The sequence below is a fragment of the Streptomyces roseolilacinus genome (genome assembly GCF_014649335.1).
Taxonomy (GTDB): Bacteria; Actinomycetota; Actinomycetes; order Streptomycetales; family Streptomycetaceae; genus Streptomyces; species Streptomyces roseolilacinus.
Genome location: NZ_BMSV01000003.1, coordinates 189,700 through 209,024, shown reverse-complemented (window position 1 = coordinate 209,024; position 19,325 = coordinate 189,700). Strand labels below are relative to the sequence as shown.

The 19,325-nt window shown below is 74.6% G+C and carries 8 protein-coding genes; 2 read left to right on the top strand and 6 right to left on the bottom strand.

Going from position 1 to position 19,325, the window contains the following annotated elements:
* Positions 1-3 precede the first annotated feature (3 nt).
* Complete coding sequence (locus IE106_RS08350; RefSeq protein WP_189531519.1) at positions 4-219, top strand: ferredoxin; 216 nt, start codon at positions 4-6, stop codon at positions 217-219.
* A gap of 580 nt (positions 220-799) precedes the next feature.
* Complete coding sequence (locus IE106_RS08345; protein WP_189531518.1) at positions 800-1,282, top strand: hypothetical protein; 483 nt, start codon at positions 800-802, stop codon at positions 1,280-1,282.
* A gap of 769 nt (positions 1,283-2,051) precedes the next feature.
* On the opposite strand, the gene pepN is transcribed toward IE106_RS08345, so the two are convergent.
* From pepN to IE106_RS08310, 6 genes are all read right to left on the bottom strand, one after another.
* The gene (pepN, locus tag IE106_RS08335; RefSeq protein ID WP_229840183.1) at positions 2,052-4,694 is read right to left on the bottom strand and encodes an aminopeptidase N; all 2,643 of its coding nucleotides are present in this window, start codon (positions 4,692-4,694) and stop codon (positions 2,052-2,054) included.
* Between the two features lie 74 nt (positions 4,695-4,768).
* A complete protein-coding gene (locus IE106_RS08330; protein WP_189531515.1) occupies positions 4,769-6,856 on the bottom strand; it encodes a phenylalanine--tRNA ligase beta subunit-related protein in 2,088 nt (695 codons plus the stop codon).
* Entirely contained in the window at positions 6,853-7,899 is a 1,047-nt protein-coding gene (pheS, locus tag IE106_RS08325) for a phenylalanine--tRNA ligase subunit alpha (protein ID WP_189531514.1), read from the bottom strand. The genes IE106_RS08330 and pheS overlap by 4 nt, the downstream gene beginning before the upstream one ends.
* Positions 7,900-8,090: 191 nt before the next feature.
* Entirely contained in the window at positions 8,091-14,441 is a 6,351-nt protein-coding gene (locus tag IE106_RS08320; protein ID WP_189531513.1) for an SDR family NAD(P)-dependent oxidoreductase, read from the bottom strand.
* Between the two features lie 30 nt (positions 14,442-14,471).
* The gene (locus IE106_RS08315) at positions 14,472-15,359 is read right to left on the bottom strand and encodes a homoserine O-acetyltransferase/O-succinyltransferase family protein (protein ID WP_229840182.1); all 888 of its coding nucleotides are present in this window, start codon (positions 15,357-15,359) and stop codon (positions 14,472-14,474) included.
* Positions 15,356-19,318: a non-ribosomal peptide synthetase gene (locus tag IE106_RS08310; RefSeq protein WP_189531511.1), complete on the bottom strand. Its 3,963-nt coding sequence runs from the start codon at positions 19,316-19,318 to the stop codon at positions 15,356-15,358. The genes IE106_RS08315 and IE106_RS08310 overlap by 4 nt, the downstream gene beginning before the upstream one ends.
* Positions 19,319-19,325 lie beyond the last annotated feature (7 nt).

The window sequence follows — 19,325 nt, the reverse complement described above, 5'->3', positions numbered from 1 at the left end:
CCCGTGGACGTCCGCGTCGACCGCGACCGCTGCCTCGGCGCCGGGATGTGCGCCCTGACCGCCCCCGGCGTCTTCGACCAGGACCAGGACCAGGGCCTCGTCGTCCTCCTGGACCCCCACCCGCCGGAGGACCGGCACGCGGCGGTCCGCCTCGCCGCCGGTGTCTGCCCCGCCTCGGCCGTCACCGTCGCCGAGCACGGCCGCCCCACCACCGCGTAGACGCGGCCCGTCGCCACCGGGCGACGCCGCCGCCCGCACGCCGACGGGCCCGTCGCGGCGGTCCGGGCCACCGCCCCGCACGACACACCCGCACGCGCCGCCCACGGGCCCCCTCCCCCCGTGCGGGTGGAGGGGGCCCTCTTCGCGGTGGCGCCCGCCGCACGGCGTGTCCGGTGCCCGTCCGGCGCCACCCCCCGGGCCGAATGCGACCGCGCCGCCGACAGCACCCTCCTCGTGCCGTCGGCGGCGCGGCCGCTTCCCGCCTGCCCACCCGCCCCGTCACGACACCCTCCGACAGGCCGTCTCCCCCGTGGCCGCGCCCTTCTCCCGGCCGGGTCGGCCCGCCCTCCGGCGGCGGGGCCCGGTCACCCTTCCCGCGGCCCCCCTCCCCGCGGGCACCGGCTCCGCCACCTCCTCGCCGCCGGGCGCGAGGACGCGCGGGGGCGTGGTCCTCGCGCCCCTCCTCCGGAAAGTGGAACCGTGCCGGCTCCACCGCCCTCATCAGGAGGGACGGCGCCACACGGCAGGGTGCGGCCCGCCACACGACACCGGACCGGTGGTTTCGCGGAAGCGGTGCCGAATGCCTCGGCACCGCCCGTACCAGGAGGCGCAGTTGAGGCGAGCAAGCAGGTCGGTGGGGGCGGTCGGAGCGCTCGTGCTGCTCCTCGGGGGCTGCGACGCCCTCTCCACCGACCGGACTCCCGAGCGCGTCAGGAACGGCACCTCCGCGCTGGACCTGACCGTCACCGGGCGCCCCACGCCCGGCAGTCTCGCCCTGACCGAGCACGTCCTGGCCCGCCTCAGGGCGCGTGACGCCGAGGGCCTCGCCGAGCTCGCCGAAGAGGGCGGCGGGACGGCACAGGACGCGAAGCGCTGGGTGGCCCGCTGGGGCGGTCCCGCCCAGCACCCGGCCACGGCGGACTTCGGCCGCGGGGAGAAGGACGCCTCCGTCGAGATCCGCTTCGCCGGGGAACGCGCCGCCCTGTCGTTCCTGCTGGTGCCGGAGGACGAGGGCGCCCCCTACGACGACAGGTACGTGGCCGTTCTCCGCGAGGACCGGTGAGGCGCCCGTCGCGCGCCCCGGCCCGCGGGGCGCGCGCGGTGAACGGGCCCCGGACCCCGCGCCGGCCGGGACCGGTGGCGGAGAGGCGGCGGGTGACGGCACACCCGGCGCCGAACACAACCGGTCAGGGCCGCACGGCGAACGCGGCCGGGCGGACGGGGTCCGGACCACGGGTCGCGAATACCGGTAATCCGGTCGGATCGGGGTCCGAAAGCCGCGGAGAATCGGTGTTCGGTAAAGGGACAGTGGTGTGGACCTGCGGTCCCGGCCGGATACCCGTCCGGCCGGTCCGCCCTCGGCAATCCCGCGGCGCGCGCACCGCGAAATGAATCTCAGTTCCGGCTTCCGACGGAAACCACCGTCCGCTCGGAACGGGCGGGGAGGGTCGAGAACACCCGGACGCCCGCCGGCTGGCGAGCGGTCGGGGCGCAGGAGACCCACCCGAGCTGAGCTGCGGCCACGCCGGCGGCGAAGCGGTTCTGGACCCCCAGCATCTCCATGATGCGGGCTATTCTTCGCCGCACCGTCCGCACACTCACATCGAGATGTCGCGCTATGGGGTCGTCGCTCGGGTAGGTCACCAACAGGGTCAGCAGCTTGAGGTCATCCTCGGAAATGGGGCATGCCCGTGAGGAAGTCATTGATCCCCCGTAGATGTGACGACTTCACCTCAGATAGTGGTCAGCCTGCAGTTCCCCCGACAACGCAAGCGAACCCGATGGTAAATCACCCAAATCCGGTTACTCAAGGGCAGGTTTCGGACACGCAATCAAGCTACCGAGGCGTTGCCCACGATTTCCGAGGTCTCCGGGGACAGACCCTCAGATCCTTCGATGACCTGCAGCGTTCGCAGGACTGTCTCCCGTCGGGAGGGGTCGAGACTCGGCCACGAGTTGAAGCACCCCGCGAGACGCGCCGCGACGGCCGGGTTGACGGCGTCGAGGCGGAGGATCTGCTCGGCGGCGAAGGCGTAACCGGAACCGTCGGCGGCGTGGAAGCGCAGCGGGTTCTCGAAGCAGAAGGCGATGATCAGCGCTCCGACCCGGTTCGGGTTGGTCTCGGAGAACACCGGGTGGTCCATCAGCCGCCGGACGCGCGCCAGCGCGTCGGGGCGGCGGCTCCTGGCGTGGACGGTGAACCACTTGTCCAGCACCAGCGGGTGCTCCCGCCACCGCCGCCCGAACTCCTCCAGCACGCCGTCGCCGTCGCCGCGGTCGGCCAGCGCCGTGAGCGCCGCCAGCCGGTCGGTCATGTTGTCCGCCCGCTCGTACTGGCGGTGCAGCAGTGCGGCGACCTCGGGGGTGTCCAGCTCGGCCAGGTAGGACAGACACCCGTTCTTCAGCGCGCGCCGCCCGGACCGCTCCGCGTCGAACACGTAGGGGCGGCCGTCGTCCAGTCGGCGGTGGCACTCCAGCAGCGGCTCGTACAGCGTCCGGGCCAGCTCCTCCCGGGTCGCCCGCAGCACCTCGGCCAGCCTGACCGGGTCCACCTCGTCGAGGGCGCCGAACAGCGTGTCGAACCCGGGGAGTTCGAGCATCAGCGCGGCCAGGGCCGGTTCCGGTTCCTCGGGGCGCAGGAGCCGGGCCAGGGCGTCCGTCAACGCGGGGGGCAGGGGGGCCGGTTCCGCGTCGCCGGCGCGGTAGCGCCCGAGGAGCAGCTCGGTGAGGTATCCGTGGAGGGACTCCCAGCGTACGAAGGGGTCGTCGTCGTGCGCGGCGAGCAGAATCCTTTCCTCACTGGTCAGGGGCATCCGCATCCGCACCGGTGCGGAGAAGCCGCGCAGCAGGGACGGCACGGGCCGGGCGGGGACGTCGGCGAACGTGAACGTGGTGACCGGCTGCCGCAGCTCGAGGACCCGCTCGGTGCCCGACGGGGCGTCCTCGTGCGTGAGGCGGAGCGGCACGCGGCGGCCGTCCGGGTCGAGCAGCGCGACGGCCAGGGGGACGTGCAGCGGCTCCTTGGCCGGCTGCTTCGGCGTGGGGGGACACGACTGGCGCACGACCAGGGTGTACGTGCGGGCCGCGGCGTCGTACACCGGTTCCACGTCGAGGACGGGCGTGCCGGCCTGGCCGTACCAGCGCATGAACTGCGTCAGGTCCGCGCCGTTGGCCTCGGCCATGGCCGCCACGAACTGGTCGCACGTCGCCGCCTGCCCGTCGTGGCGGCTGACGTAGAGGCGCAGGCCCCGGCGGAACCCCTCCTCGCCGAAGAGGGTGTGGAGCATCCGGATGACCTCGGAGCCCTTCTTGTAGACGGTCCAGGTGTAGAAGTTGCTGATCTCCTGGTACTCGTCGGGGCGCACGGGGTGGGCCTGCGGCCCGGCGTCCTCGGCGAACTGACGCTCGCGCAGGGCGCGGACGTCGCGCACCCGCTGGACGCCCGGGCCGCGCAGGTCCCCCGAGAACCGCTCGTCCCGGTAGACGGCCAGGCCCTCCTTGAGGGAGAGCTGGAACATGTCCCGGCAGGTGACCCGGTTGCCCGTCCAGTTGTGGAAGTACTCGTGCGCGACGACGGTGTCGACCGCGGCGAAGTCGTCGTCGGTCGCGGTCTCGGGGTCGGCCTCGAGGTAGAGGCTGTTGAAGATGTTCAGCCCCTTGTTCTCCATGGCGCCCATGTTGAAGTCGTCCACGCCGACCAGCGTGTACGTGTCGAGGTCGTACTCGAGGCCGAACCTCTCCTCGTCCCAGGCCATGGCCCTCTTCGCCGCCCCGAGGGCGTGGGCGCAGCGGGGCAGCGCGCCCTCCCGCGCGTAGACCCGCACCTGGACGTCCCGTCCGGACCGCGTGCGGTAGGAGTCCTCGATGTGGCCCAGGCGGCCGGCGACCAGGGCGAACAGGTAGCTCGGCTTGGGGTGGGGGTCGGCCCAGGTGACCCAGTGGCGGCCGTCCGGCAGGCGTCCGGAGTCCCGGCGGTCGCCGTTGGACAGCAGGACCGGGAACTCCTCCTCGTCGGCCACCAGCCGGCAGGTGTAGACGGCGAGGACGTCGGGCCGGTCCGGGTAGTAGGTGATGCGGCGGAACCCCTCCGGCTCGCACTGCGTGAGCAGGGTCCCGCCGGAGGCGTAGAGACCGGTGAGGGCCGTGTTGGCCTTGGGCTCCACCACGGTCACCACGTCGAGGACGGTCCGCCCGGCCTGGGGCGGCAGGACCAGCGCGTCGGCGCCGAGGGTGTAGTCGCCGGGGCCCAGCTCCCGCCCATTGAGGCGGACCGACTCCAGGGCGAGGTCACGACCGTCCAGGCGGAGGGGCTCCGCCTCACCGTCCGTCCGCTGCGGCAGGAGCACCGTGCGCGCGGTGACGCGGGTGCGGGCCGGGTCGAGCTCGAAGGTCAGGTCGACGCTCTCGACCAGGTAGGCGGGCGGCCGGTAGTCGAGCCGGCGAACGGGGGCGGGGTGGTCGCTGGTCTTGCTCACCGTGGTTCCTGTTCTCGTGGTCCAGGCCGGCGCGGCGGCCGCCGTGGTGGCGGTCCGCCGCGCCGGGGATGGCATTACCGCTGGTAGACGCCTCGTTTCCGGAAGGCGTCCAGGACGTGCGAGGTGATGGCGCTCATGGCGCCGTTGACCTGCTCGGCAGTGATCGTGTTGTCGTTCTCGAAGGCCAGCTCGAAGGTGTGGGCCCGGACGTCCCCGTTCTCGTAGAGGTCGGTGACGCGGGACCAGGCCAGCTCCAGCGGGGAGACGGCCTCCATCTCCTCGCGCACCTCGTCGGCCGTCAGGCCGACCGGCAGGTGGAAGGCGACGTCGCGCCGCAGCAGCGGGTGCTCGGGCATGTCGTCGACCGGCTCCGCGGTGGCCGTGCCGAAGGCCGCGATCAGGGCCGTCCAGTCCAGTTCGAAGTACAGGACCCGGTCCGTGCGCAGCTTCCAGTTGGCGGTCACCGACGGGTGGACCTCGCCGCACAGGCCGGCCACCCGGCCGTCGACGAGGAGGTGGGCGGAGCGGGTGGGGTGCATCAGCTCCGCCACGGGCGACGGCTCGTCGACGGTCCGGGCGAAGGCGAACCGGGAGCCGCAGGCGTGGGCCATCTCCTCCAGGACGCCCTTCAGGTACCAGAAGTCGAAGCCCTGGCCGCCGCCCTGCCACGCCCCGTACGTCTCCTCGCCCCACAGCATGCCCCACAGGACGGGCCGCTCGCGGTGGTCGTCGGTGTCGACCGCCTCGAAGAGGTGGGTGAACTCGAAGTACTTGCCGCAGGTCAGGCTGCGCCGCTGGTTGTAGTCGGCGATGTCGAGCCCCTGGAGCAGGGCGTTGTTCTTCAGCAGGGAGAAGTTGCGGTCGATGGCGTTGCGCAGCTCCACGTGACGGGTCAGCGACGACCCCGCGGGGACGCCCAGCCGCTCGTGCGCGGTGCGGCTGTAGAAGCCGTCCGTGACCACCTCGAAGAAGCCGTAGCCGACGAGTACCTGCTCCAGCGCGACGCGCGTCCGCTGGCGGGGCGTCGGCGCCTTGCCGCCGCCCGCCTCCGGGAGGACGGCGGGGAAGCTGTCGAAGCTCCACATCCGGCCGATCTCCTCGTACAGGCACTCGGGGTTGAAGACGTCCCACAGGCGGTGGCCCGGGACCCCGGCCCGCAGCACCCGGTCCTCCTCGTCGTCCTTCCGCACGGAGAAGCCGAGGCAGGTCAGCCGCCGCTCGACGGCGGCGGGGTCGAACGGGACGGCGTAGTACGTGTCGAGGGAGTCGAGGTCCAGCCTGATCTCCCGGGGTGCGAGCCGGGCGTCCGGCGGGCACGCGGACTCCGCCCAGGTGCGGGGGGAGTCCGGGGCGAGCGCGCCCCACTCGTCGAGGAGCGCCACCGCACGGGCGGCCCCCACCCGGACGAGGGTCGGGTCGGCGCCGCGCTCGAAGCGGGTGGCGGCGGCCGTCTGGCGTTGCAGCGCGCGGGCGGCCCGGCGGACGGCGACCGGGTCGAACAGCGCGGACTCGACGAGGAGGTGGCGGGTGGAGTCGGTGACGGCGGCGCGGCGGGTCCCCATGACGCCGGCGACCGCCACGATGCCCTCGTCGTCGGCCACGACGGTCAGCCCGGCCGGGATCGGGACCGGTTCGTCGCCGTCGAGGAGCCGGGCCGTCTCGCCCTCCTCGGACAGGCGCACCCGCAGGGGGCCGACCAGCCGGTCGGCGTCGTACACGTGCAGCGGCTGGCCGATCTCGCGGCCGACGGTGTTGCCGGCGTCGACGGCGAGGAGGCCGGTGTACTCGTCGTTCAGCCGCAGGGCCTCCGCCCACTCCTCCGGCAGGCGGGAGCCGTCGCCGTCGGCGAGGGTGCAGCGGGCCACGCCGAACGCCAGGCACGTGGGGGTGTCGACGACCGGGGCGGGCGCCTCGTCGGCGGTCAGCGTCGCCTGCGGGGGCAGGGGGGTGGGGACCTCGAACCGGCCGCCGAGCTCCCGGGCGATGCCCGCGTAGCAGTGGTGGTCGCCCCGGTTGGCGAGCAGCTCCAGGGTGAGCACCTCGCCCCGGGGGGTCTCCTGGAGGCGTTTGACCTCGATGCCGACGTCCTCCAGCACCTCGCACGCGGACCGCGTGGAGGCCGGGAGCTGGGGGCGGTAGTGGCGCAGCAGGGAGAGACTCACACGCACAGCGCGGGCCTCCCGTCCAGGGCGCGCAGCAGACGCAGGTCACCGCGGTAGATGGGGCGCAGCTTGGAAAGGCCGTACATCTGGGTCGTCATGCGCGACAGTCCCCAGCCGAAGGCGAATCCGGAGAACTCGTCCGGGTCGTATCCGAACTCCTGCAGGACGTTACGGTGGACCATTCCCGCGCCCATGATGGTGACCCAGCCGGAGTCGTGGCAGGCGGGGCATCCGCCGCCGCCGCACAGTCCGCATTCCACGTCGATTCCCACGGAGGGCTCCGTGTAGGGATAGGACTTCGGCTTCAACCGCACGCGGCGTTCGCCGTAGAGTTCCCGGGCCAGGTGAATGGCGACCCCCTTGAAATGGGCGAAGGTCAGTCCCCGGTCCACCCAGAAACCGTCGAGCTGGTGGAACATCGCCAGGTGGGTGGCGTCCACCGCCTCGTTGCGGTACACGCGGCCGGCCACCACGACCTTGACGGGCTTCCCCCCGGCCCGGGCGAGGACGCGGGCCTGGACGCTGGTGGTGTGGGTGCGCAGCAGGCGCTGCTCGTCGACCCAGAAGGTGTCCTGCATGTCCCGGGCCGGGTGGTCGCGCGGGATGTTCAGGGCGTCGAAGTTGAAGTAGCTGGTCTCCACCTCGGGCCCCTCGGCCTGCTCGAAGCCGAGCCGGCCCATGATCTCCACGCAGCGCAGCTCGACCACGCGCACCGGGTGCAGCGCACCGCGGCGGGGGGCGGTGGAGGGCAGCGACGGGTCGATCCAGTCCTCGGCGATCCGGCGGGCGGTGGCCTCGGCGGCGATGCGCTCGGCGGCGGCCTCCAGGACGCGGGTGACGTCCTCCGCGACGCGGTTCACCCGGCGGGCGAACTCGACGCGCTCGTCACCCTCGTACTGCTTGATGGAGGCGCGGGCCCGGCGCACCAGTCCCTTTCCGCCGAGCCATTTCACCCGGTGCTGTTCCAGTTCCCCGGCGTCGCTCAGTGCGGCGATCTCCTCCGCCGCACTTCGCGCCATGTTCTCCAATTCGGAGACTTCCATTCCCCTACTCCTTGCGGTGGCCGAATCGTTGTCACACTCCGCACACGGCCAGGCACTCTAGCGCAGACGGGCAATCGGACCCCTGATCGACCAAAGGCCGGACTTCGCAGGTCAGTTGATTCGGCGCGTCCGCAAGAGGGTCCGTACGGCGGCAGGACCGTCGCTCCGGGCGGACGGCCCTGCCGCCGGATTCAGTCGTCCTCGGACCCCAGGCTGACCTCCTGCAGCGCGAGCAGCAACTCGTCCTGATCGATTTCGGCCGCCTCCGGCCCGCCGCCCCCTTCGGCCAGGAGGTCGCGCAGCACCGTCTCGCACCCGTCCAGCCACGTCCCGATCTCGTCGGCGGAGTGGACGGCCGGCGAGAACTTCACCGCCAGCTCCAGTTCGCCGTCGGTGACCGCGGCCGCGACGTCGATCAGGTAGTGGCGCTCCGACTCGGGGCTCTGCTCGGCGCCGAGCGATCCCGGCACGGCGGCGAACAGCGGGTCGGGGCGCTGCCCGGCGGTGTCGAAGACCCCCAGGTAGTTGAAGCTGACCTGACGCTCCGGCAGGTCGCGCAGCGGGTGGTCCGGCGGGCAGGCGTTCCCGTACCGCAGCAGGCCCCACTCCTGGTCCCGGCCCCGCAGCGCGGTGAGCGCGCGCCGCACCCGGGGCACCGCCCGCCCCGGTGCCGCGCAGCCCGCCAGGTCGAGGCGGACGGGCGCGATGGCGGTGAACCAGCCCACCGTGCGCGACAGGTCGACCGGCGCCTGGGCGTCGAGGCGGCCGTGCCCCTCGACGTCGACTGCCAGGGCCTCGGTGCCCGCCCACCGGGCCAGGCTCCAGCCGACCGCGGTGAGCAGGACCTCGTACACGCTGGTCTCCCCCAGCCGGTCGAGCAGGTGCGCCGGGAGCTTCCGGGTGAGGATCTCCGTGCCGCCCTCCAGCGGCGGTTCGGCCGGTTCGCCGGGCAGCCGTCCCCAGCCGCCCTCCAGCCGTCCCGCCCAGTCGTCGGCCAGCGCCCCGCCGTCCAGGCGGGCCGCGCGGCGCTCCATCCGGTGGGCCCAGGGCAGGAAGCCCACCGTGGCGGGCGGCAGCTCGGCCTCCGTCCCGCGCGCCCGGGCGTCCAGCAGCAGCCGCAGCTCCTCCTCGACGATCCGCCACGACACCCCGTCGACGGCCGCGTGGTGGATCACCAGCACCAGGGCGGCGGGCGACCCGTCGGCGGGGCGCACCAGCACGGCGCGGGTCAGCGGCCCCGCCTCGGCGCTGACCTCGCGGTGCAGCGCGGGCTCGGCCTCCTCGGCCACCGCGGCGGCGTCCCGCCCGGCCGGCGCCTCGACCACCTCGAAGCGCAGGCTGTCCGCGGCGGACGCGCCGGACACCAGCCGCCAGCCCTCCGGCGTCTCGGCCAGCCGCATCCGCAGGGCGTCGTGGCGTTCGACCAGCGCGACGAGCGCCGCCTCCACCTGGCCGGGCTCCAGTCCGCCGTCGACGCGGTAGCGCATGCTCATCGTGAGGTGGTCGCGCACCTCGCGGCGGTCGGCCTTCTCCAGCCACCAGCCGAAGACCGGCGGTACGGCGGCCTCGGAGACGGGCTCCCCGGCGTCCTCGTCGTCCAGGGCGACGTCGGCCAGCCCGTCCCGGCCGGCCAGGTGGGTGAGCAGGGCCGCGGCCGTCTTGTGCTCGAACAGGTCCAGCGGGCTGAACCGGAAACCGCGCTCGGCCGCGCGGGCGACCACCTGGATGGCGCGGATGGAGTCGCCGCCCGCGGCGAAGAAGTTGTCGTCCTCGCCCACCTCGGAGGTGCCCAGCACGTCGCGGAACACCCCCAGCAGCGCCTCGACGTGGCCCTGTCCGACGGCCGCGGCCGACCCGGAGGCCGAGGCCGCGCGCGTGCGGCGCACCCGGGCGGGGTCCACGCCCACCACGGCCGCGACCCGCGCCGGGTCGTCCGCGCCCTCGGCCTCCAGCTCGTAGCCGACCGCGCCGAACGGGAGCAGTCCGGCCACCGCGTCGCCCGACGCCGTCAGGCCGATCAGCAGCCGGTCCTCGGCGGACTCCAGGGCCGCGTGCAGCGAGGCCAGGCCCTGGGCGGGCGTCAGGCTGCCGAAGCCCCGCCGCTGGGCGAGCTCCACCACGGCGGAGGGCGTGCCGGAGGCCATGCCGACCTGCTTCCACATGCTCCAGTCGAGGCAGATCCGGGTGCGGCCGGTCCGCCGGGCGCTCCACCGGGCGTGCGCCGCCTGGTAGGAGCAGGCCCCGGCGTACTCGGTGAAGCCGGCGCCGCCGAAGAAGCCGTTGACGGAGCTGAAGACCACCAGCGGCGTGGCGCGGTCCGCCAGCGCCTCGTCCAGGGCGTGGCTGGTCCGCACCCGTGTCTCCGCGCGGGCGAGCAGCCGCGACGCGGTGGCCTCGTCGGGGGCGGCCAGCGCGTCGAGCTGTTCGGTCACCGATCCCTCGCCGGCCAGGTTGAACACCCCGTCCAGGGCGCCCCAGTCGCGTTCGGCGGCGTCGATCGCGGTGCGCAGGGCGTCCGCGTCGGCGGCGTCCAGCCGCACGTACCGGATCTCGCCGCCCCCACCGGAGGCCGTCTGGTCGGCGAGGTGGGCCAGCACCCCGCCGCGGATGTCCCCGGGCCCGGCCGGGCCGCGTCCCGCGACCAGCACCCGGGCGCCGAAGCGCCGCAGCAGGTGCTGGGTCAGGTGGGCGCCGACCCCGCCCAGGCCGCCGATGACCAGGTACGCGCCGTGCTCGCGCAGCACCCGGCGGGGCACCTGCGGGACGGCGGTCCCGGTGAGCGCCCGCAGCCCGCGCACCAGCCGGGTGCCGTCGCGGTGGGCGACCTGCCCGGTGCCCCGCAGGGCGCACTCGGCGAGCAGCGCCTCTCCGGGGGCGCCGTCGACGAGGGCGACCCGCAGGCGGGGGTGGGACTGGGCGAGGCTCTCGGCGACGCCCGGCAGCGCGGCGTGCGCGACGCTCGGCTCGTCGCCGGTGACGGCGACGGCGGCGCGGGTGGCCAGGACCACGGCGGGCGGCTCGGGCAGCCGGGCCGCGGCCCGCAGCAGCGCCGTCCACGCGGTGCGCGCCTCGCGCAGGGCGCGCGCCGCCTCCTCGGCGCCGTCGCCGGCGGGCGGGGTGTCCCAGCGGGCGTCGACCACCGCGTCCAGGCCGCCGAGCCGCTGGGCCGCGGCCTCCAGCAGGGCGCTCGCGTCCTGTTCGTGACCGGTCCGGAAGCGGGCGCGGCCCTCCGTGTCGAACCCGTCGAACGGGGCGCCCGGCGCGGCCGACAGGGACGCGCCGGCGGGGGCCTGCCCGCCGAGCCACAGCACGCGGCCGGCGGGGGTCGCGGCCGGCGCCGCGGCGGGCCGCCACTCCGGTACGAAGTGCCAGGCGGGCAGGGTGGTGCGGTTGCCCAGTCCGCTGTCGCGGCGCAGGGTGATCCGGTCGGCGAACTCACCCGCGTGGAAGCCCTGGGCCAGGACCGGGCGGCGGATCTTGCCGATGGCGGTGCGCGGCCAGTCGTCCGGGCCGATCTCGACCAGGGCCACCGGGCGCAGGCTGTGCTCGGAGATCAGCGCCGCCTCGATCTCGGTGGGGTCGGCGCCGCCCGCGTCGGTGGAGCTGTAGAAGACGGCCAGGTCGTCGGTGGACGCGTCGGGGCGGCGGACCGGGACGGCCGCGCAGCAGCCCTGCCGCACCCCGGCCACGGCCTCCACGGTGTTCTCCAGGGCCCGTGCCGCGTAGTTGAGCCCGTTGACGATGAGGACGTCCTTCTCGCGGCCGGTGACCACGAGGCTGCCGTTCACCATGAACCCGCAGTCGCCCATGCGCAGCCAGCCGTCGGGCGTGAACGTCTCGGCGTCGGCCTGCGGGTTGCGGTAGTAGCCGTTCATGACCTGCGGGCCGCTGACCTCGATGCGTCCGCCCACGCCCTCGGGGCAGACCCGGCCCTCGGCGTCGACCACCCGCAGCGAGATCCCCGCCATGGGGGTGCCGACCTCGGCGAACGGGCTGCCCTCGCCGGGCAGCGCCCGCTGCACCGGGCTGTCCAGCGCGGTGTCGCTCAGCCAGTGCACGTAGTCCTGCCGCCCGGCGACCAGGTTGTGCGCGCCGATGATGGCGGAGCTGGTCTCCGTCATGCCGAACACGGGCTTGATGACGTCGGGGCGCAGCCCGTGCGGGGCGAGCAGGGCGAGGAAGCGCTGGTTGCCCTCGTGGGTGACCGGCTCGCCGCCGTTCTCCCAGACCTTGACCGGGCTGAGGTCCCAGCTGCCCTCGGCGATCTTCTCGGCCTGCTCGTTGACGAGGTTGAAGCCGAAGTTGGCCATCCAGCTGATGGTCACCCGGTACCGGTCGAGGAGGTCGAGGATGCGGGTCGGGTCGGCCAGCACCCACCCGGTGTCCGCGTGCACCTGCTCGTTGGCCAGGCACAGGTCGCGGACGTGGTGCTGGACCAGTCCGCCGACGTGGTCGACGCCCAGCCAGTTGAGGGAGACCTCGTCGCGCAGGTCGAACTCGTTGCGGATCGACTCCGCGAGCGACACGAGGTTGCGGTGGGACAGGGCGACGCCCTTGGGCGCGCCCGTGCTGCCGGAGGTGAGGATCATGAGGGCGGGAGAGCGGGGGGCGGCCTCCTCGGCGGGCAGCGGGTCGTGCGTCCGCGCCTCCTCCAGGGTGAGCAGCTCGGCGGTCAGGCCGCGCCGCCGCAGGACCCGGGACGTGGCGTCCTTCTGCGCCTCGGTCGTCAGGACGGTGCGGCCGGTCAGCATGGTGTCCGGGCCGAGCAGGTGCCACAGCGGGTTGCCCGCGGCGTCGTACGGGGTGGCCGGGGTGAGCGGCACGGGCAGCACGCCGATCAGGATGCACGCCCACACGCCGGTGAAGATGTCGCCGGCCGCCGCAGAGTGGACGATCACCTCGTCGCCGTGGCCCAGGCCCCGGGCCCGCAGGTGGGCGGCGACCCGCGACGCCTCGGTGAGCAGTTCGGCGTAGGTCAGCCGGTGCTCGCGGCCCTCGCCGTCGACGAGCGGGATGCCGCGGTCGGTCGCGGCGGCCTTGCGCAGCCGGTCCACCAGGTCGTCGGTGGGCGGCGCCAGTTCGGGCCCCTTCGCCTCGGCGGGCCGGGTCGCCGGGTAGTGCCCGCTCCCCGCCGCGAACCCCTCGGGCAGCGGGAGCTCGTCGCCCTGCGCCGGTACGGGCACCGCGCGCAGCCGCACCGGCTCGCCGCCGTCCCCGGCCAGCTCCCGCCCGGCCAGCTCCAGCAGCAGGTCGTCCGGCGGCGCGTCGGCCGCCAGCCGGGCCGCGTCCACCCGGCCCGCGCCGTCCCGGGGCAGCGCCGGCACCCGGCACGTGCTCAGCGGCGCCGCCCACGCGGGCAGGGCGGCCGAGAGCCGCGCCGCGGCCTGTGCGTCGGGGCCGTCGCCGGGCGCGCACAGCACCAGGCGGGCCCGGTCGGTGTCCGGGTCGCGGGCGACGAGCGCGGCGTCCGGCAGGCCGGCCGCGGCCAGGGCGCGGGCGGTGGCGGCCGGGGACAGCCGCCGGCCGGCGATCCGCAGCGCGTTCAGCTCGCGCAGGTCGAACTCGATGGTGCCGTCGTTGCGCTTGCGGGCCCGGTGGTCGGTGACCCAGGTCCGCTCGGCCGGCTCGGCGCGTACCGCGGCGAGCGTCTCCTCCGCGGTGTCGCCGACGACGGGCAGGCGCCCGGCCAGGGCGAGCAGCCCCCAGGCGTTGACCGGCAGCGGGCGGCCCTCCGCGTTGCACACCCGGTGCCGTCCGTACACCTCGCCGCGCTGCGCGTGCCCGCCGCCGGGGGTGTGCGCGCGGGTGGCCGCGAGGACGAAGTGGTCGCCGAAGCCGTGCAGCCGCAGGTCGTCCGCCGGAGGGGCGCCGGCCGTACCGGCTCCCCAGGTCACCCACCCGGCGAAGGCGCCGTCCGCCGCGAGCGCCGGGTCCGCGGCGAGCCGCCCCGCCGGGCACACCAGCACGGCGTCCCCGTCCGGGGCCACCGGCCCGTCGGGGCGCAGCGACAGCCGCTCCACCCCGGCCAGCCACGCCTCCAGCACCAGCGGGAGCCACGCGTCGGCGCGCCAGTCCGCCAGCACCACGACGGCCGCGGGCGTCTCGGCGGGCAGCCGGAGGCGGCCGAGGGTGGCCGCCGGGTGGGCGACGCAGCCGACCAGGTCCTCCGACACCAGCAGGGCCGCGTCCACCTCGGCGGGCTCCCCGGCCCGGGTCCGCACCGTCTCCGCGGCGACGTCCAGGACGAGGCGGGAGGGCCCGTCCGCGGTGCCCGGGCCGACGCCCGGCACGGCGCCGGAGAGCCACACGGCGAGGCAGCCGACCACCGTCTCCACGGGTTCGGCCGCGGCCACGTGGACCAGTTCGCCGGGCCGGACCGCGTACCCGGTCAGGGTCTTGGCGAGCCGGTCGACCCAGTCGGCCAGGGCGTCGCCGCCGTGCGTGTCGGCCGCGGCGGCGCGGCCGCGGGCGCGCAGTGCCGCGAGTACCTCTCCGGCCGGTGCGGCGGCGTCGGTGGCGTGTTCGAAGGGGCGGGTCGGCACGGCGGGCACACTCCTCGGGTCAGACTCGGATCAAAGCTGCGACGGGACGGCGGAGGGCGCGGCGTCCGGCGCCGCCGGGAGCCCGTTCGCCCGCTTGCGTTCGGCGGCGAGCTCCAGCCACGCGGCGAAGAACGCGCGGTTGTTGGCACGCCAGCGGTTCACCGGCCGCTCGGGGTCGTAGTTGAGCGGGACGGGCGGGGACTGCCCCTTCTTCAGCGCGTTGTGGTACTCCTCCGCCAGCCGCTCGGTGGGGTAGTCCTGGTGCCCCTGCAGCATCAGGTAGGCGCCGTCGGCGGAGACGACCGTGGTGTGGCCGGACTCCTCGGACCAGTCGAGCGGCACCAGCAGGCCGTCGGCGACGGCCTTCTCGAAGGCCACCGGCTCCATCTGCGCGTACCGGCTCTGCGGCAGCCAGTAGCGGTCGTCGAGGCCGCGCGTCAGCGGGTGCTCCGGCGCGATGTTGGTCATCTCGATGACACCCGAGATCTTGGCCGGAAAATGCTGCTTCTCGATTCCGAAGAAGACCTTGCCGACGACCTGGGCGCCCCAGCAGACGCCCGCGATGGAGCCGACCCGGCCGTCCGCGTCCCGCAGGGTCTCGACGATCTCGTCCCAGTACGTCGCCGCGGTGAAGTCCGGGTTGAGGTCCATCGCCGCGCCGGTGAGCAGCAGCGCGTCGCAGTCCTCGAGGGTCGTCTCGTCGTAGTAGTGGTGGGTGGCCGCCAGGATCTCCTGGTTGCTGCTGCGGTAGGGGTGGTTGCGGACCCGGATCCACCGCACGTCGGTGCCCGGGGGCAGGACCTGCGCCATGTAGTCGAGGTAGATCTCGGCCTGCGGCATCAGGTTGATGACGGCCAGGCGGCGGCGGGCGGGTGCCGGCGCCTCGGCGGGGGCGGGGGTGGTCGGCGATGCGTTCACTGGGGCACCTCGGTGTACGTCTCGGGGGTCGGTTCGGTGGTGAGGGCGGCGAGCAGCCGGCCGGCGACCTGGTCCGGGTGGGCGCGGACGAAGTAGTGGTCGCCGGGGAGCACCGCCAGTTCGTGCCGCGGGGCGAGCAGGCCCCAGCTGCGCCAGCCCTCGGCGTACCCCTCGGTCAGCGGGTCCTCCTCGCCGATCAGGCAGGTCAGCGGGGTGCGCAGCAGGCCGTCGGGGGCGTCGGCGACGCGGTCGAGGGCCTGCCGGAAGTAGCGCCTCGCCTCGGTGCCGTCGTGCCGCAGCAGCCGGCCGATCACCTCGGCCTCGTCCTCGCTCAGGTCGGTGAAGCCGCCCAGTTCGGCGAAGGAGTACGCCAGTTCGCGGTCGGTCTGGTCCGCGAAGGGGTCGTCGGCGAGGTCCTCGCCCGCCGCGGGCGGGTACGACGCGGCCACGACCAGGCGCCGCACGTCGAGGCCCTCCTCCTCCAGCAGCCGGGTGATCTCGGTGGCCAGCGCCACGCCCCCGCAGTGCCCGTACACGAGCAGCGGACGGCCCTTCAGGTCGCGGGCCGCCTCCACCACGCTCCGGGCGACCGTGTCGACGGCCTGCGGCTCCTCGTCCGTGCCGTCGTGCTCGTGGCCCGGGAGCCGCACCGCGTAGACCGTGATCCGGTCCGCCAGGGCGTCGGCCAGCGGCTGGTACACGCCGGCGTGGCCGCCGCCGTAGGGCACGCAGATCACGGCCGGCGCCGCCGGGGCCGGCTCCGCGCCGCTCAGCCGGACCAGGGCGCCGGTGTCCCGGCGGCCCTGGCCGAGGTGCTCGGCGAGGGCGCGCACGCTGCGGTACTGGTAGAGCGCGGTGATGGGGATCGTGTGGCCGGGCACCCGGCAGGCGCGCAGCGCCTTCAGGGAGTTGCCGCCCATGTCGAAGAAGCTGGTCTCCACGTCCAGTTCGGACGGGTCGACGCCGAGGACGCCGGCCCAGTGCTCGGCGAGCGCCGTCTCCAGCGGGGTGCGCGGCTCCGCGCGGTCCGCGGCGGCGACGGTGAACCGGGGGACGGGCAGCTCCCGCCGGTTGACCTTGCCGTTGGCGGTCAGCGGCAGCCGTTCGAGCCGGACGAACGCCTCGGGGACCAGGTGGTCGGGCACCCGGCGGCGCAGCCACGCCCGCAGCTCGGCGTGGAAGTCCTCCTCCGCCTCCCCGGCGCCGCTCCCGGCCGGCACCACGTAGGCGACTAGACGCCGGTCCCCGGCGGCGTCCGGCGGGGCGGCCACCAGGCAGGTCTCCACGCCGGAGTGCTCGCGCAACACGGCCTCGATCTCGCCCAGCTCGATCCGGACGCCGCGGATCTTCACCTGGAAGTCGATGCGGCCGAGCAGCTCGATCGTCCCGTCCTGCCCGAACCGGGCCAGGTCGCCGGTGCGGTAGAGGCGGTCGCCGGGCCGGTCGGACCACGGGTTCGGCACGAACTTCTCGGCGGTCAGCTCCGGCCGGTCCAGGTAGCCGGCCGCCACGCCGATCCCGCCGAGGCACAGTTCGCCGGGCACGCCGACGGGCGCCGGCTCCATCCGCTCGTCGACGATGTACGCGGTCTGGTTCGCCATCGGCGTGCCGTACGGGATGCTCCGCCAGGCCGGGTCGACCGCGCCGACCGGGTACGTGACGGAGTCCACCGACAGCTCGGTCGCGCCGCCCGCGCTGACCACCTGCGCCGCCGGGAAGGAGGCGCGCACCCGGTCGGGCTGGGTCAGCGGGATCCAGTCGCCGTCCAGGACGGTGAGCCGCAGCGTCCCGGTGTGCCGGCCGCGCTCCTCGGTGACGTCCAGCAGGGCGTCCATGAGGGCGGGCGCCGAGTGCCACAGGGTGACGCCCTCGCGGTCGATCAGGTCCAGCCAGTGCTCCGGGTCCTTGGCGCGGTCGGCGTCCGGGAACACCAGGACGCCTCCCGCGTTGAGGCTGCAGAACAGGTCGCACACGGAGATGTCGAAGCTGAGCGAGGAGACGCACAGGGTGCGGTCCTCGGGGCCCATGGCGAAGCGGCGGCAGTAGTCCTCGACGTTGTTGATCCGGCCGCGGTGGTCGAGCATCACGCCCTTCGGGCGCCCGGAGGAGCCGGAGGTGTAGATGACGTACGCGAAGTCGTCCGGCGACACCACCAGGTCGAGCGGGGTGGTGGGCTGCCGGGAGAGGGCGTCGCGGTCGGCGTCGAGCGAGAGGGTCGGGATGTCCAGCCGCGCGGCCACCTCGGCCCCGCTCCCCCACGTCAGCAGCGCGCGCAGGCCGGCGTCCCGGACCATGTAGTCGATCCGCTCGGCGGGGTAGGCCGGGTCCAGCGGCACGTAGGCGGCGCCCGCCTTCATGACGCCGAGGATGCCGACGACGGTGGCGGTGGACTTCTCGGTGCACAGGCCGACCCGGTCGCCGGGCCGCACGCCGAGGTCGACCAGCCGGTGGGCGACCTGGTTGGCGCGGGCGTCCAGTTCGGCGTAGGTGAGCCGGCCGTCCCCGGCGACGACCGCCGGCGCGTCGGGCCGCAGCGCGGCCTGCCGCTCGGCCAGGCCGTGGAGGGTGCGGTCCAGGTCGAAGTCGGCGCCGGTGTCGTTCCACTGGCGCAGCACGCGGTCGGCGTGCTCGCCGGCCACCGCCTCGATCTCCCACAGGAACCGGTCGGGTCCGCTGCCCAGGCGCTCCACCAGCAGCCGCAGCTGGTCGAGCATCGCCTGGGCGATGTCGTCGTCCAGGCGGTGGCGGTAGTAGGTGAGCACCAGCATGACCTCGTCGCCGGGGAAGGCCCGGACGGCGACGGGGTAGTTGGTCGGGCCGCTCCAGCCGTAGTCGGTCAGCCGGATGCCGCCCCAGTCCTCGGTGTGGCCGTCGTCCAGCGGGTAGTTCTGGAAGCTGAGCAGCGTCTCGAACAGCGGCTTGCCGCGCTCGACCTCGGACAGCTCCTGTACCCGGGCCAGGCCGGTGAACTGGTGCGCCTGGAGCCGGAACAGGTCCCGCTGGATCTCCTCCAGCCAGTCGCCGACCCGCTTCGCCGGGTCGATGCGCACCCGCAGCGGCACGGCGTTGATGAACAGGCCGACCATCTGCTCCACGCCCGGCAGCTCCGGCGGGCGTCCCGCCGTGGTGGAGCCGAACAGCACCTCCTCCTCGCCGCTGTAGGCGCCCAGCAGGCGGGCCCAGGCGGCGTGCGCCAGCGCGCTCAGCGAGACGCCCAGCCGGGCGCACTGCTGCTGCACGGTGGCGCTCGTCTCGCGGTCGAGGGTCACCGAGAGGGTGATCTCGGTGCCGCCGCCGCCCTCGTGCACGCCCTGGCCGCGGTCGACGGCGAGCCGGGTCGGCGCGTCGAAGCCGCGCAGGTACCCGCGCCAGAACTCCTCGTCGGCCTCGGCGTCGCGCTCCCCCAGGTAGCGGATGAAGTCACCGAACGGCCGGGCGGGCTCGACCGCCGGCGGGCGGCCCTCGCCGACCAGCGACGCGTAGCACTCCAGGGCCTCGTGCAGGACCAGGCCGAAGCTCCAGCCGTCCAGCAGGATGTGGTGGTGGCTCCACACGAAGTGGTGGGTCTCGTCGTCGATCTGACGGGCAATCAGCCGCATCAGCGGGGCCTTCGCCATGTCGAAGCCGCGCTGCCGGTCCTCCTCCAGCAGCCGCTGCCAGTCGGCCTCGGCGTCCGGGCGGTCGCGCCAGTCCGCCCAGTCCAGGGGGACGCGGACGGTCCGCCCCACGACCTGCAGCGGCTCCTTCAGCCGCTGCCAGGCGAACGCGGTCCGCAGGACCGGGTGGCGGGCCACGACCCAGTTCCAGGCGTCCTCGAAGGCCGCCCGGTCCAGGCCGCCCTTGATGGTGCAGCGGATCTGCTCGAAGTAGGTGGGCTCGCCGGGCCGGCTCAGGGTGTGGAAGAGCAGGCCCTGCTGGAGGGGGGAGAGCGGGTAGGCCGCCTCGACGTTCTTCGCCATGTGTCCT

Excerpts from the sequence above, each read along its gene's own strand:
- IE106_RS08345 (WP_189531518.1), top strand. The coding sequence starts at position 800 with ATGCCTCGGCACCGCCCGTACCAGGAGGCGCAGTTGAGGCGAGCAAGC.
- pheS (WP_189531514.1), bottom strand. The coding sequence starts at position 7,899 with ATGGAAGTCTCCGAATTGGAGAACATGGCGCGAAGTGCGGCGGAGGAG.
- IE106_RS08310 (WP_189531511.1), bottom strand. The coding sequence starts at position 19,318 with ATGGCGAAGAACGTCGAGGCGGCCTACCCGCTCTCCCCCCTCCAGCAG.